This is a genomic window from Dyadobacter fermentans DSM 18053 (assembly GCF_000023125.1).
Taxonomy (GTDB): Bacteria; Bacteroidota; Bacteroidia; order Cytophagales; family Spirosomataceae; genus Dyadobacter; species Dyadobacter fermentans.
Genome location: NC_013037.1, coordinates 948,915 through 964,565, shown reverse-complemented (window position 1 = coordinate 964,565; position 15,651 = coordinate 948,915). Strand labels below are relative to the sequence as shown.

At 50.8% G+C, this 15,651-nt stretch carries 8 protein-coding genes; 5 read left to right on the top strand and 3 right to left on the bottom strand.

From position 1 onward, the window contains the following. Positions 1 to 152 precede the first annotated feature (152 nt). The 3 genes from DFER_RS04010 (at position 153) to DFER_RS04000 (ending at position 7,445) form a co-directional block, all read left to right on the top strand. Positions 153 to 3,239 (top strand): SusC/RagA family TonB-linked outer membrane protein, encoded by a 3,087-nt coding sequence (locus tag DFER_RS04010; RefSeq protein WP_143828651.1) that lies wholly within the window; start codon positions 153 to 155, stop codon positions 3,237 to 3,239. A gap of 18 nt (positions 3,240 to 3,257) precedes the next feature. Beyond that, positions 3,258 to 4,757 (top strand): RagB/SusD family nutrient uptake outer membrane protein, encoded by a 1,500-nt coding sequence (locus tag DFER_RS04005; RefSeq protein WP_015810327.1) that lies wholly within the window; start codon positions 3,258 to 3,260, stop codon positions 4,755 to 4,757. A 150-nt stretch (positions 4,758 to 4,907) separates the two neighbouring features. Then, on the top strand, positions 4,908 to 7,445 hold the full coding sequence (locus DFER_RS04000; protein WP_041735862.1) for a glycoside hydrolase 5 family protein: 2,538 nt from the start codon (positions 4,908 to 4,910) through the stop codon (positions 7,443 to 7,445). Positions 7,446 to 7,544: 99 nt separating this feature from the next. On the opposite strand, the gene DFER_RS03995 is transcribed toward DFER_RS04000, so the two are convergent. From DFER_RS03995 to DFER_RS03985, 3 genes are read right to left on the bottom strand one after another with little or no spacing between them, the layout of a single operon-like run. Continuing rightward, on the bottom strand, positions 7,545 to 8,948 hold the full coding sequence (locus tag DFER_RS03995; protein ID WP_015810325.1) for an efflux transporter outer membrane subunit: 1,404 nt from the start codon (positions 8,946 to 8,948) through the stop codon (positions 7,545 to 7,547). A 13-nt stretch (positions 8,949 to 8,961) separates the two neighbouring features. Continuing rightward, complete coding sequence (locus DFER_RS03990; RefSeq protein WP_015810324.1) at positions 8,962 to 12,117, bottom strand: efflux RND transporter permease subunit; 3,156 nt, start codon at positions 12,115 to 12,117, stop codon at positions 8,962 to 8,964. Positions 12,118 to 12,138: 21 nt separating this feature from the next. Further along, the gene (locus DFER_RS03985; RefSeq protein WP_015810323.1) at positions 12,139 to 13,281 is read right to left on the bottom strand and encodes an efflux RND transporter periplasmic adaptor subunit; all 1,143 of its coding nucleotides are present in this window, start codon (positions 13,279 to 13,281) and stop codon (positions 12,139 to 12,141) included. Positions 13,282 to 13,708: 427 nt separating this feature from the next. Between DFER_RS03985 and DFER_RS03980 the strand changes: the two genes are divergently transcribed. Then, on the top strand, positions 13,709 to 14,806 hold the full coding sequence (locus DFER_RS03980; protein WP_015810322.1) for a sensor histidine kinase: 1,098 nt from the start codon (positions 13,709 to 13,711) through the stop codon (positions 14,804 to 14,806). Continuing rightward, positions 14,803 to 15,558, top strand: coding sequence for a LytR/AlgR family response regulator transcription factor (locus DFER_RS03975; RefSeq protein ID WP_015810321.1), 756 nt, complete (start codon positions 14,803 to 14,805; stop codon positions 15,556 to 15,558). The genes DFER_RS03980 and DFER_RS03975 overlap by 4 nt, the downstream gene beginning before the upstream one ends. Positions 15,559 to 15,651 lie beyond the last annotated feature (93 nt).

The window sequence follows — 15,651 nt, the reverse complement described above, 5'->3', positions numbered from 1 at the left end:
CTGACTTTTAGAACAAAAAATATGATTAATGCCAGACAAATATCAAAAAATTATCGCTTTGCGTCAGATTATTTATAATCCAAGTTCGGCGGCACATCTACCTTGCAACCATGAAAATACAGTGAAAAATTTAAATTAAACCCATCATTGAAATGAAGAGACAATTACTGCTACTACATCTTTTCCTGATGCTTTCCTGCTCCCTGCTCATGGCGCAGCAGGTGATTGTGAAGGGAAAAGTGACAGACAACTCCGGCGTCGGGCTCCCCGGTGTGAACGTGGTTTTGAAGGGCAATACGAGCGGGACTTCCACGGACCAGAATGGCGATTACAACCTCGCGCTTCCTGGCGGTGCCGGCGAAAACCAGGTACTTGTATATTCTTTTATAGGTTACGTGCGGCAGGAAATTGCCGTAGCAAACCGGACGAGCATTGATGTAACCCTGGCTGTGGATTCTCAAAATCTGGACGAGGTGGTCGTGGTCGGTTACGGAACCACAGCCAAGAAAAACCTGACGACGGCGATCGCCAAAGTGGACCCTACGAAAATTCCTACTTCGGCCAATAACAACGTTTCCGAACTGCTCTTCGGCCGTGCGGCCGGCTTGCAGGTAACACAGCAAAGCTCGCAGCCGGGCGGTAACATTTCCGTTTCGATCCGCGGGAAAGGCAATCCATTGCTGGTAATCGACGGCGTGGTAATCCCGGGCGACGCAATGGAGCCGGGCAATGGTTCGGTGGAAATACAGGGCGTCAACCGCGGTGGGCTCGGCGGACTGAACCCGAATGATATCGAATCGATCGAATTCCTGAAAGATGCAAGCGCGGCGATTTACGGTGTATCGGCAGCCAACGGGGTAATGATCATTACGACCAAAAAAGGAAAAGCCGGGCGGATGAATGTGAGCTACGACGGGAGCCATTCGTTCACGAGAAATATGCCCTACCTGAAACCGCTCAATGCGACGGACTATATGCGGTACTACAATGAACTGAGCAGGGACAAATACCAGTCCGACCGCAATATGGGGCCATTTGGGAATGTGCCGGTAGACCTGAGCGGCTACACCCAGCGCTATTCGGAGCAGGACATTCAGAATGCCGGGGAAGGCACCGACTGGCTGGGCCAGGTGCTGCGGCCGGGCAGCATCGATAACCATAATATCAGCGTCAACGGAGGAACGGAAAAAGCAACATACTTTTTCTCCGGCAACTATTTCAACCAGGTGGGATCGATGAAAAACTCGGACCTGAGACGGTTTTCGGGCAGGTTGAATGTGAGTTTTGTTTTGAGCAAAATTTTCAGGCTGAATGTAAATGTGAATGCCAACCGCAATGCTTATGCCAATCCGCAGGCCGGGTGGCAAACGGGCGGCTCGGGCACGCAGGGTTTCAATGCTTTGCAGGCGGCGCTGGCCTATCCTTCTTCGGTGCCGGTGTACAATGCCGACGGCAGTTACAGTCAGTTCGCCGTTACGGGCAACCCTGTTTCGTTGCTGGATATCAAGGACAAGACAAAGGCTCAGGGCCTGCTGGCAAACACTTCGCTGGATATTGACATTATCCCTAACACATTGACGGCCAAATTGCTATACGGAAATAACACTGAGAATTCGACCCGTGATTTCTACATTCCCAGCGACGTTTTCTGGGGACAATTATACAGATCGCGTGCTTCCCTGGCTGAAACGCGCCGGCAAAACCAGACGATGGAAGCGACCATGTCGTACAAAAAATCATTCGGCGATTGGCTGAACCTGGACGTGGTAACCGGCGTAGGCCAATACCTGGAAGACTTCTCAGGTTTCAGTGTCGAAACGTCGATGACACAAGATGCGATCAATACGGATAACCTGGGCGCGGCAACCGGCCCCAAAATCATCGGTTCCTACCGCGGCGTCAACAAGCTCCGTTCCTTCTTTATTCGCAGCAATTTCGACATCCTCGATCGTTTCCTGCTCTCGCTTACAGTCCGCCGGGACGGTGCCGACAAGTTTTTCCCTAACAACAAATACCAGTATTTCCCATCGGTGTCAGCGGGATGGAAGATCAATAACGAGGCATTTATGCAGGATATCAAGGTAATCAGCACATTGAAGCTCCGTGCCAGCTATGGTACTACCGGCGAACGCCCGGGAAGTGTGGCTTATGGTGCTTTTGCTGCTGATCCCAATGCAGTTACCTTCAACAATGGCTCAGTGGTGTATTTCCCTTACCGGCTTACTGCATTTGACAACCCCAACCTGCGCTGGCCCATTACGAAGACATTCAATGCCGGTCTGGACTTTGGGTTATTTAAAGAGCGGATCACCGGTTCGGTGGATGTTTTTACAGAAAACAGGACCCGCCTGCTCAGCAGCGCTACCACGCAGCAATTGTCGATCATCTCCACGTCGCCTATCAACGGCGGCCACCAGCGTCGCAAGGGTTTCGAGGTAAGTGTGAATACTGAAAATATCAAAACCAACGATTTCAGCTGGAATTCCACGATTAATGTGACGCACTTCAAAAACCGCTGGGTGAAGCGCTTTCCCAATGATCCGCCTGCACAATACGGCCGGGTAAATGATCCGGTGGGCAACGATATTATTTATGTGTACCAAACCAATGGTATCCTGCAAGCCGGACAGGAAGTGCCTGCCTGGCAGCCAGCCTCGGCCTCCAAGCCCGGGAACCCGGTTTTTGTCGACAACAATGGGGACGGAAAACTGGATTTCAACGATGTGAAAAGCTTCTCCGGCATTCCGAAGGCGATCATCGGTTTTGGAAACAATTTCACTTATGGAAAATTTGACCTGAGCGTGTTTATGTACGGTCAGTATGGCGCGTGGGGCAACGATTTTACCACTTTATGGGGCGATCCTGTCGGGTTATTGTCTAACAACCAAAGCGGTACGGAGCGGATCAAGGACGCTTGGAGTACTTCCAACCCGACCGGTACCCTGCCCGGCGCCGCTTACAACGAAGCCGCGATCGCGCTAGATGCCGGCCTGGATACGCGATTGGTAAAACGCGATTTCCTGCGCTGCCGCAATATTACATTGGGCTATACGATCAACTCGGGCGGACTGAGCAAGTACGTGAGAAGTATCCGCGTTTTCGCCGATTTGCAAAACGCGTTCATCCTGACGGGTTTCAAAGGCGTGGATCCTGAAATTCAGGCCAATTCCATCAAAGGCGGACCAGCGCCCTACCCGATGGTGAGAACATTATCGCTGGGTTTGCGGGCTAATTTTTAACATTACGACATTTTAATTATGAAAAAAATAATCATTGCCGGCTTGCTGGCGGCGAGCCTGTCGATCAGCGGCTGCGAGAAAAACTTTGACCCGGTACTAACCGGCACGCTTTCCCCGGCTAACTTTCCGAAAACGGAGGCCGACTTTAAACTTTACATTTTGCAGGCATACAAACCCTTCGGTTCCAAATGGGGATACAATGATGTTGCATATCAAAATATGTTTTTCAGCCCGGAATACGGACATCTGGCCATGTTTGATTTGCCTTCCGACCAGATGAACATTTTTACTGAATGGGGCGGCTTCTGGGAGTTTTTCAGCAAAGGCGACTTTACATTCCTGCGAACGCAGGGCAAACAAAGCCACTTCGAAAAAGTGCGCTACCTTACCCGCATGACGCAGGTGATTTCGGACATCGAAAAATCGGAGATTGCCGACGATGCCAAAAACAAATTCATCGCCGAAGCCCGGATGGGGCGCGCCTGGACCATGTATTACCTGCTGCACATGTACGGCCCTGTTCCGGTGATCCTGGACGCATCGAAAATCAATACGGATGCCGAAAGTGACCTGACCCGCCCTTCCCGGGATTCTTTTGTGGCTACAATAGCCGCTGATTTGCGTTTTGCAGCCGAACACCTGGAACTCAGCCCATCGGAATACGGGCGTTTTAATAAAGGTTTGGCATTAGGGACATTAACCCGGCTTTTCCTCAATGAAAAGAATTGGGCAGAGGCCGAAAAGGCGGCACGGGCGACGATCGCATTGGGTAAATATAGTCTGGTGCCAGACTATGCCGGGCTTTTTCGCGAAGCGACAGAAGTGAACAATGAAACGATCTGGGCGGTAAGCTGCGATCCTGTGTCGACGGGCGAAGCAGGCGGAAACTTCAATGCGCTGGCAATGTATTGCCTGCCGGGCGATTACAAAAGCAACAAGGTCAATGGCGGCTGGGCCAGTCCAAGCGGTGTATTCTGTCCAACCTGGGCATTTTATGACTCCTTTGACCCGGCGGATAAACGGCGTGAGCTGATGCTGCCGGCTTACACCGACAAATCCGGAAAAGCCAGGAACCGCGCCAACATGCGCGGCCCGATTTTGAAAAAATACCCCGACGAATCCACCCCTGGCGCTGATATTCAGGGCAATGACATTCCGGTACTGCGCTACGCCGATGTCCTGCTGATGCTTGCCGAAGCCATCAACCAGCAAGCCGGCCCTACTACCGAAGCAATCGCATTGGTGAATGAAGTAAGAACCAAACACGGTGGCATCGCCGCATTACCCGCCACAGCCACCGCTAACAAAACTGCTTTCAACGATGCGATCTTACGCGAGCGCGGCTGGGAATTTTACTTTGAAGGCATCCGTAAAATCGACTTAGTACGTCACGGCAAATGGGCATCCTCCCTCGAAGCCGCCGGAAAAGTCACCCGAGGCCCATCCGAACTATTTCCTGTTCCGCAATATGTGATTAATGTGGGCGAAGGGACGATTGAGCAGACGACGGGGTATTGAAACTGGCGTTGGTTGTCATTTTTTGTCACCCTGAGCGAACCGGGCCGCTCAGGGTGACAAAAGAAGAGAACGACAAAGAGAACGATAAGAATAAATGACAATCAAATAATCATTAATGACTATCAATGACAACTAATGACCAATAACAACATGAGGCTTATTATCAATTCTTTCCTCCTTTTCCTTTTTACTTACCATTCAACCTTCGCACAACAACCCAACGACGTATACGTCGACCCAAGCGGCATCATGCGCTGGGGGGAGACGAAGGAGGAGGTGCGTGGCTTTGGAGTGAATTATACGGTTCCTTTTGCGTATGCCTACCGCGTGGCGAAGCAGCTGAATGTAAATCCTGAACAAGCGATTGACAACGATGTTTATCATTTTTCCAGGCTTGGTTTTGACCTGTACCGGGTACACGTCTGGGATACGGAAATCAGTGATACACTTGGCAATTTGCTGGAAAACGAGCATTTAAAACTGCTCGATTACGCATTGACGAAAATGAAAACGCGCGGGATGAAGTTTGTGCTGACGCCCATCGCCTACTGGGGAAACGGCTGGCCGGAGAAAGATGAGAAGACTCCCGGTTTTTCGCGGAAATATGGTAAAGCTGCCTGTCTTACCAATCCGGAGGCGATCAAGGCGCAACAGAATTACCTGTATCAGTTTCTCAATCATGTCAATCCTTACACCGGCGTGGCTTACAAGAATGAGCCGGACCTGATCGCATTCGAAATCAGCAACGAGCCGCAGCATGGCGGATCGACAAGCGACGTGACTGCATTTATCAACGGCATGGTAGCTTCCATGCGGAAGACGGGCTGCAAAAAGCCGGTTTTTTACAACATCAGTCACAGTATTCACCTGGCACAGGGATATTTCGATGCCAATATCGACGGCGGCACATTTCAATGGTACCCTACGGGGCTGCAAGCCAAACATGAGATTATGGGTAACCTGCTGCCAAACGTAGACGATTACAAGATCCCGTTCGCCGCCAATCCCCGGTTTAAAAAGATGGCAAAAATCGTGTACGAATTCGATGCGGCGGATGTGGGGCGCTCTTACATTTACCCGGCCATGGCGCGCAGCTTCCGTACCGCCGGAATGCAGCTGGCCACGCATTTCGCTTACGATCCAACCTACTTTGCATATGCCAATACGGAATACGACACGCACTACATGAACCTGATTTACACCCCGCAGAAAGCATTGAGCCTGAAAATCGCTTCGGAGGTGTTTCACCGGGTACCGCTCTACAAGGATTACGGAAAGTTTCCCGCCAACATTGCTTTTGGCGACTTTAAGGTAAGTTATGCCCAGGACCTGGCCGAAATGGTGACCAAAGACAAATTCATTTACACCAACAACACAACCACAAAGCCTGCCAATGCAGGTGCATTGGAGCATGTGAGCGGCTCAGGCAACTCGGCTGTCGTAAAATACGAGGGAACAGGCGCGTATTTTCTGGATAAGCTGGAAAACGGCGTTTGGCGGCTGGAAGTTTTGCCGGATGCGATTTGGATAGAGGACCCTTTTGGGTATAATAGTCTTGACAAAAAGCTGGCCGTGATCAACTGGCGAACATGGCCTATGTCCGTTCAGCTGCCGGATTTGCGAAACAATTTTGAGATTACACCCCTAAATGCAGGAAACCATAATGCTGCATTGAAATCGCGAAATAATGCATTCAACATTGCGCCGGGTGCTTATTTGTTGGTCAAAAAAGGCGCAAAAACTAAGTTTCACGCAAGTACCCAATGGAAAAACATGACCCTGGGCGAGTTCGTAGCGCCGGCTGCGACATTGACACAGACCTATGTATTGCATACACCGATTCCCGAAGCTTCCGCAGGCCGGGAACTGGATGTAAACGTTCAGATCGTTAGTCTCCAACAGCCCGAGCAAGCCCAGATTAAAATACTCGGTAAAAATGGAAAATCGATGGCATTCGAGCTGGTGCGTAAGAAGGGCTATCATTATTCCTCCCAAATTCCGGCCGCGGATTTAGGAGAAGGCACCATTCAATACACAATTGTAGTTAAGGAAAAAGGCGTAGAAAAGCATTATCCTGCTGCTCAAAAAAACACTGCAAATGAAGGCGAAAACGAACTATCTTTTCGAACGAATATCGTACCAAAATCCAGCAATATAGCTATTTTCAATGCTGCTAAGGACCATCAGAAGTTACTAAGACCTTACTCAAAAACTTCCCGCATTTCAGTAAAAGAAAATGGAATTTCCGAGCTCAGCATTACACCGGAAAAGGCGGAAGCCTATGCCATGCGTTTCAATTTCAAAGAGAAAATCGCGGGCCGCAGCGCGGATCTTTCGGGCAAGAAAAACCTGGTTTTGTACGGTCGCGCGCTCAGTCAGAAAGCCTGTGAAGTTCAAATAGCGTTGATCAGTACAGATGGGTCCGTGTTCGGCAAGAAAGTAGATATCGAACCCAAAGACGGCGCTTACCAGATTTCCCTGAACGCTCTGAAAAACGCAGAATTTATCAGCCTGCCGCGCCCCTACCCCGGTTTTTTACCTTATTCCCTGCAAACGACACCTGATAACGCAAGCTTCAACATCGATCAGATCGAAACGCTGCAACTCTCGTTTCTACCGGTTGAAACCGTGCATCAGAATCAGAAATCGATTTCAGGAATAGCTGTTGAAAGGGTGGTGTTGGAATAGCCCGGCTCATACTCCGTGCGGACGGACTGTCCGCATTCTAACTTAGGTTAGCAACCTGCCGCAAGCTTTTAACTTTTGGCAGGTTGCTTTTTTAACCTACTACTCTACGCCTCCCCCCAGCGCCCTGTACAGATCCGTAACCGCGTTGAGTTTTTCAAGTTGGATATTGATCGCTTCCAGGTCATTTTGCAGCCTGCTGTTTTGGGCCGTGATTACTTCCAGATAGTTGGCCATTCCACTCTTATACAGTTTTTGGGCATCTTCTGTGGCCTTATTGAGCATCGCTGTTTTTTGCTGCACCAGTTCGAGTCTCTGTGAAGCGCCGCTTGACTTGGCCATGGCGTCCGACACCTCGCCTACCGCGCTCATTAACGTTTGTTTATATTGGATCACCGCTTTTTCCTGCTCCACAACAGCCGTTTCATAGGCCGTTTTCAAGGCGCGCTTCTGGAAGATGGGCTGCGTCAGGTTGGCGGCCAGCGTTTTGGTCAGTGAGCCGGGCAGGTCAAACCATTTATTGAAATTGAAAGAGTTGGCCGCAACCTGCGGTGAAATGCTCAGGGCCGGGTACATGGCCGCTTTCGCAAGCCCCGTTTGGGCATTCAGGCTGACTACCGCCAGCTCGGCCGCTTTCACGTCGGGCCTGCGGCTGAGCAGCTGGGCAGGGACTGATGCCGCAAAAGTCTCCTCGGGCATGGCATTCGACAGGTCACCGGCACGCTGAATGGCGTCCGGATAGCTGCCGCAAAGGATGCTCAATGCGTTTTCCTGCACGGCGATGTTCTGCAAGGCAAGCGGGATAAGCAGCTCGGCGGTTTTCTTCTGGGCTTCGGCCTGGTCTACGGCCAGCGAGGTGATTTGCCCGGCATTGAATTGCAGCCGCATCATATCCAGCGTACTGTCACTGAGGACAATGTTCTGGTTGGCGATTTTGAGCTGCTGGTCCAGGCTGATCAGGTTGTAATAAGACTGGGCTACCTGGCTGATAATGCGGGTTTTAAGCGCAGATACATTTTCCTTTTGCGCAAAATAATTAGCAATAGCGGCTTCCTTCTGCATTTTTGCTTTGCCCCAAACGTCTACTTCCCACGAAAGCTGCAATGATGCATTGTAGTCGTCCATGTAAGTTGTCCCCACAAACTGCTCACTCAACGAGCCATTTAAGGAGTTTTTCGACAACCATGACCTGCTTGCGCCCGCTGAAAAATTCAGCGTCGGCAAAAGCGCCAGTCTGGCTTGCTTCACCGCCAGGTCCATCTGTTCGATGTTTTTGAGGGCGATGGCAATGTCATTATTCCTTTCAAGCGCTTTTTCAATGAGGCCCACCAGTTGTGGTTCGCGGAAAAAGGTGCGCCAGGGAAGCTGTACGGTATCTGACGTTACCGGCATGGCGGCGCGGAACGCGGCAGGCGGTTCCAGGTTGGGGCGCTCATAACGCTTGCCGACCGTGCAGGATGCCAGCGTGGTCGCCAGCACCATGGCTGCAATGATATTTTTATTCATGATTCTGGTTCTTTTAGTCGTTTACAGGCAGCGCAGCCGCCGGCTTTTTCCCTGAAATCTTTTCTTGCAGGAATTGGAACAGGATGTATAGCAGCGGGATCACAAACACACCCAGCACTACCCCGCTGAGCATTCCCATGGCAGCACCCGTGCTGATGGAGCGGTTACCCATGGCCGACCCGCCCGTGGCGATCATCAAAGGGATCATTCCGACGATAAATGCCAGGGAGGTCATAATGATCGGGCGTAAGCGGGACCTTGCCCCCTCGATGGCCGACTCGACGATCGAGAGCCCGCCGGCCCGCCGCTGAACGGCAAATTCGACGATCAGGATGGCATTTTTTGCGAGAAGGCCCACCAGCATGATCAAACCCACCTGCACATAAATATTGTTATCCAGCCCGATGAACTTAGTCGCCGCAAAAGACCCTACGATACCCGTCGGGATCGAAAGCAGGACCGCCAGAGGCAGCAGGTAGCTTTCGTACTGCGCGGCCAGCAGGAAGTACACAAACAGCATACAAAGGGCCAGGATGAACACCGTTTGGTTACCCGCCGACTTTTCTTCCAGGCTAAGCCCGGTCCATTCGTAACCGTAGTCGGAAGGCAGTTTGTCCAGGACATTCTTTTCAAGGTTGTCCATAATATCCCCGCTACTCGATCCCGGCAACGGCACCACGCTGATCGTCAGCGCATTGAACAGGTTGTGCCGGTTTACCGATTCCGGTCCGTACACTTTGTGGAGCTTCACCAATGCATTAACCGGCACCATCTGGTTTTGATCGTTGCGGACAAAGATTTCGTTCAATGCTTTTTCATCCATCCGGTACACGCCATCCGCTTTCACGCTCACGCGGTAAAACTTGCCGAACCGGGTGAAGTTCTGGGTTTGGTCACCGGCAAAATAGGTCTGGATCGTGTTCATCATCCCGCTCACGCTTACGCCCATTTGCTTGGCTTTATCCTGGTCCACTTCCATTTCCAGCTGCGGATAGTCGGTCCGGAAGGTGGTGTAGGCATACTGCACGCCGGGCTGCTGCATAATCTGCCCGATCACTTTGTCAGACATCTCTTTCAATGCATTGGCGTCCTTGCCGGTTTTGTCCTGCAATACAATCTCAGCGCCGCCGGTTACCCCGTAACCTTCCACGGGAGGGCTTCTGAATGCCATGACGGTCCCTTCCTTAATGCCGGAAAACGCTGCCGTCAGGTTGGCCATGATCTGGTCGATGTCTTTCACCGCGCCGCGGTCTTCCTTCTTTTTGAGTTTGATAAAACCCAATCCGTAAGCAGGGCTGGCGCTGTTGGACAGAATATTGAAACCGGTAATGTTCGAGCTGGTCTCGACGGCCTCCGTTTGCGACAATATCTTTTCAATTTTCAATGCCGCTTCCGTGGTCCGGTCGAGGGCCGTTCCCGGAGGCATGCTCAAACTGTAAATGATGAAACCGTCATCCTCCATTGGAACGAAGCTTTTCGGCGTGCTGAGCATCAGCCATCCCGCAATCGCTGTGATGGTTACTACAAGCCCGGCTCCGAGCCATTTTCTGTTGATCAGAAAGTTAAGCCCGCGGATATAGCGCCCGGTCAGGTTGTCGAAACCTGCGTTGAAGGCAGTAAAAAACCTTTTTCCAAAACCTGCATTGTGCTGCTTATCTCCGTGGCCTTCTGCATGGTTGTTCTTCAAAAGCAATGCACAAAGTGCGGGCGTGAGCGTCAATGCATTGACGGCCGAGATGATAATGGCGATCGCGAGCGTGTAGGCAAATTGTTTATAAAAAATCCCCGACGAACCCGTCATGAAGCCAATGGGAATAAATACGGCCGACATCACCAGGGTAATGGAAATCACCGCACCGGTAATTTCGCCCATTGCGCTGTGCGTAGCCTCTTTTCCACTCATATTGGAGCCGTCCATCTTGGCATGCACGGCTTCGACGACGACAATCGCATCATCGACCACAATACCGATGGCCAGTACCAATGCAAACAGCGTGAGCACGTTGATCGTGAAACCGAATGCCATCAGGAAAAAGAAAGTACCGATGATGGCGACAGGCACGGCAATGGCCGGGATGATGGTCGACCGGAAGTCTTGCAAAAACAAGAACACCACAATGAATACCAGTATAAATGCTTCCACCAGCGTCGATTTCACCTGGCTGGTCGCTTCGTCGAGCCGTTCTTTGGTACTCATCAGGCTGGTGTACTTAATGCCGGGAGGGAAAGTTTTGGAAGCCTTCTGCAACACATCGCTTACGCCGATCTCGATCTCGTTCGCATTGGAGCCGGTCGTTTGCAGGATCGCAACCGTGACGGCGTTTTTGCCATTGGACAAAGAATTACCACTGTAATTCAAAGACCCGAATTCGATACGGGCCACGTCTTTCAGGCGGACCAGTTCCGTGCCGTTACTTTTGACGATGATATTCTCGTACTCTGCCGGCTGATTTTTCTTGCCTTTGTACCGCATGACATATTCCAACGCAGCGGTAGACTCCTGCCCCAGTTTGCCGGGGGCAGCTTCGAAGCTCTGGTCGGCGATGGCCTGGTTCACATCCGAAGGCACCAGTCCGAAACTGGCCATTTTCTGCGGATTGAGCCAAACGCGCATCGAATAATCCTTGGAACCGAATGCCTGTGCCTGTCCCACGCCCGGCACGCGCTTGATTTGCGGCACCAGGTTGATATTGACATAGTTTTGCAGGAACAGCTCATCGTATTTTGCATTGTCGGTGGTGTATACATTGAAAATCATGATCATGCTATTCTGCTGCTTGGAAGTGGTAAGCCCCATCTGGATCACTTCCTGCGGCAATATCGGCGTGGCCTGCTGCACGCGGTTCTGCACATTCACAGCCGCCTGGTCCGGGTCCACACCTTGCTTGAAAATCACTGAAATCGAAAACGAACCATCATTACTGGCGGTTGATTTGATGTATTGCATATTCTCCACGCCGTTGATCTGTTCTTCCAGCGGGGTTACTACCGAGCGGATCACCGCTTCACTGTTACCACCCGGATAGGTACCCGATACCATCACCGTGGGCGGGGAAATGTCGGGAAAGCGGGTTACCGGCAGGCGCATCAGGCCGAGAATACCCAGCATCAGCAGCACAACGGATATCACCGTGGCCATTACCGGCCGGTCTATAATCTTTTTTAACATGACGTTTGTATTGTATTTGGATTATTTCGAAAGCGAGTCGGCCGGCACCATTTTGGCTGCAACGGGCGTGCCTTCATAAAGTACATCAATGCGGTTGAGCGCGACCTTGTCCCCTTGCTGCAAGCCGGCCTTTACCAGGTAGTTGTTGCCCGATGTGCCTGCTACTTCAATGGGCACCATGGCTACCTTGCTGCTGTCGCCGAGTTTGTACACGAACAGCCTGTCCTGAATGTCTTTCACGCTCGCCATCGGGAGTGTCATCACCTTATCAAGCGTTTGGTGGATCACAATCCTTCCCGAGCCGCCCGAACGCAGGATCTTGTCGGGGTTGGGGAACACGGCTTTCATGCTCATGCTGCCCGTGGTGCGGTCCAGATTGCCGCTGGCGCTTTCGAGCTTACCCTTGTGGGTATACGTGCTGCCGTCGGCCATAATCAGTTCCACTACCTGGTCTTTGGCCGGACCGGCCTTTTTGAAACCGATGAAATCGGCCTCGCTCATGGAAAAGTAAACGAATACGTTATTAATTTCAGACAAGGTTGTCAGCGGCATCGCGTCGGCGGGCGTGACCAGGTTACCCACGCGGTTCGGGATTCTACCGATATACCCGCTTACCGGGGCTTTGATCAACGCAAAGTCCGCATTGATTTTGGAAGATCCCAGCATTGCCTTCGCCTGGGCCACCTGCGCTTTGGCGGCTTCGTAGCTGGCCTGCGCTGTTTTCAACTGCATGTCGGACACGACCTTACCTTCCACCAATGGGCGGAGCTTTTCAACTTCCAGGGCCGCATTCGCCTCGGCGGCCAGGGCCGACTCCAGTCCTGCGGAGCTGTTATTGACCTGCTCGTTGAAGACTTCTCCTTTAATTTTGAAAAGCGACTGGCCTTTTTGCACGTAATCGCCTTCTTTCACATAGATGGCTTCCAGGTACCCATTTACCTGCGCCTTCACATCTACATTCACACTCCCTTCGATGGATCCCGGATAGCTCGTCTGCACGGGTGCGCTGCCTGATGTCATTTCGATGAAGTCCGTTTCCTGCGGCGGCATCTGGCCCGCCTGGCCTTGTTCGGCCTGCGAAGTACAGGATAGTAATGCGGTAGAAGCTGAAAGTAGCCAAAGGCCTGTGAGGAAGTGTATTGATTTAAAACTGCGCTTAAACATTGTACAAGAGTTTGATTTTTTTACAAAGAAACCCACGTAACGCACCCCTGGGGGCAAATTTCTGACCGAACCGGTGAAAATCGCTACCGAATCGTAAACGTATCTTACCCAAGCGTAATGCGGTGGTTTATCCTTCCAAAACCTGTGCTGACTGAAATTGTAATGGATGGTAAAAGACCATAAATCTTCCAGGAACGAGGCGCTTTTTATTGCTGGCCGGTTCGGTACCGGTACGTCTTCATTTCAGTCACGGATTTCTACGGCTCGGTAAAATTTTCGCTCACGGGCCTCTCCTGCCCATATAGTTTTGCTGCTGTTAAACCAGGCAAGTACAACTAAAAACAAATGGTACGAAAAGGGGTGATTTAGCACTCCCAGTCCCTTAACAAGGTACCTTTGCAAAACAGCCGGCCTCACGCAGCATTCTATGGAGAGTACAGAAAATAAGTTTATCACCACCCGAAGCAAGTCTATCGTCCTTGCTTCATTCTCGTTTGTGATGTTTTACGTTTTCACCTACATGCTTGATCCGCGGGATGTATGGTGGACGAATTACTTCAACCGGCCGATCAATGAGATGCTGGCAGAGTGGATCCTGACTTTATTGTTTTGTGTATTAATATCCCTGGGGAGCGTTTCCATCCATGCAAGACTAAACCGGTTTATCCCATGGCTTGAAAAGCCCCGGAGACGATTGCTGCTGGAAACTGTGCTGAATATTTCCTTTGTGGTCCTGCTTATCATTTTGCTCGTCGTGCTCATCAGGGCATTACCACAGAATGCCAATGCATCTACCAGCGAGGAGGATATAGCAAGTTTTTGGCAGGCAGTGACGGTGAGCATTTTCATGGCGCTCATTATCAGCGCCGTGCATACCGGCGATTACCTGATCACCAACTGGAAGAATGCCGCGCTCGAAGCGACGCAGCACAAACTCAAATCCGCCCAGCACAAGCAGGCAGCGGCCGAAGCAGAGCTCGAAGCGCTCAAATTGCAGATTGATCCCCATTTTGTATTTAATAACCTGAGTGTCCTTTCCGAACTGATCCTGGAAGACCAGCAACTGGGCTATAATTACTCGGAAAATTTCGCCAAGGTTTACCGGTATCTTTTAACGAATTCAAAAAAAGACCTGATCAAATTGGACGATGAAATGAAATTTCTGAATGCGTATATTTTCCTGCTCCGGCAGCGTGCAGGAAATGGCATCGCCTTCGAGATCGACATCAACCCCTCCCATCTTGCATTACAACTTCCTCCGATGACCGTGCAGCTTCTGATCGAAAACGCGATGAAGCACAACCAGTTTGTAAAAACCAACCCGCTGAGAATTGAAATAAAAAGCGGCGTAGAAATGGACCTGATCATTTCCAACACCGTGATACCATTGCAGAAAAAGGAAGAATCGTCCGGTTTAGGCCTTAAAAACATTCGCGAGCGGTATTTGCTATTATCGGATCGCGAGCCGCATATCAGCGCCAGCGACACCCGGTTTTCCGTATCGATACCCCTGATAAAATCATGATAAAGAACATTTTAATCATTGAAGATGAAAAACCCAATGCGGACAGGCTTAAAAGACTGATCTCTTTTGTAAATCCCGCGTCCAGTATCGTTGGTGTGCTTGAAAGCGTTTCGGAAAGCGTGGACTGGCTCTCGAAAAACCCCTGTCCCGACCTGATCATGATGGATGTCCGGCTGCCGGATGGGCTCAGCTTTGAGATCTTCGACAAAGTCCAGATCCCTTGCGCGGTAATTTTCACAACGGCGTACGACGAATATGCTGTCCGGGCTTTTAAAGTCAACAGCGTGGATTACCTTTTGAAACCCATTGAACAGGAAGAGCTGGAACAGGCACTGCGGGTTGCCGAACAGAGGCAGCAGAGCGAACAGACCCTCTCCATAGAAAGCCTGCTGAACCATATCAACAAGAAAGAATACCGCAGCCGGTTTCTGCTGCCATTCCGCGACGGCTACAAGACCGTACTGGTAAGCGACATTGAGTACTTCTTCTCGGAACATAAGATCACGAAGGCCAAATTGCAAAACGGGAGCGAAGAAGTTTTGCAGCAGTCCCTCGAAGAGCTCGAAGAGCAGCTGGACCCGAAAACCTTCCTGCGTGTAAACCGCCAGTTTATCATCCACATCGACAGCATTACCCACATTCACAATCATTTCAACGGTAAGCTTAAAATAGAACTGCGCAAAAGCGCCGATGTCGAAATTATCGTCAGCCGGGAAAAAGCAGCTTCGATAAAAAGCTGGATGGATTTTTGAGAGTCAGCGGCAGGAACGAGTCGTAATGTGTCCTCCATTCACTTAATTCATCGATCAATAATTTTTTAAAATATTTCACAGACAGACTTGTCT

Excerpts from the sequence above, each read along its gene's own strand:
- DFER_RS04010 (WP_143828651.1), top strand. The coding sequence starts at position 153 with ATGAAGAGACAATTACTGCTACTACATCTTTTCCTGATGCTTTCCTGC.
- DFER_RS04005 (WP_015810327.1), top strand. The coding sequence starts at position 3,258 with ATGAAAAAAATAATCATTGCCGGCTTGCTGGCGGCGAGCCTGTCGATC.
- DFER_RS04000 (WP_041735862.1), top strand. The coding sequence starts at position 4,908 with ATGAGGCTTATTATCAATTCTTTCCTCCTTTTCCTTTTTACTTACCAT.
- DFER_RS03995 (WP_015810325.1), bottom strand. The coding sequence starts at position 8,948 with ATGAATAAAAATATCATTGCAGCCATGGTGCTGGCGACCACGCTGGCA.
- DFER_RS03990 (WP_015810324.1), bottom strand. The coding sequence starts at position 12,117 with ATGTTAAAAAAGATTATAGACCGGCCGGTAATGGCCACGGTGATATCC.
- DFER_RS03985 (WP_015810323.1), bottom strand. The coding sequence starts at position 13,281 with ATGTTTAAGCGCAGTTTTAAATCAATACACTTCCTCACAGGCCTTTGG.
- DFER_RS03980 (WP_015810322.1), top strand. The coding sequence starts at position 13,709 with ATGGAGAGTACAGAAAATAAGTTTATCACCACCCGAAGCAAGTCTATC.
- DFER_RS03975 (WP_015810321.1), top strand. The coding sequence starts at position 14,803 with ATGATAAAGAACATTTTAATCATTGAAGATGAAAAACCCAATGCGGAC.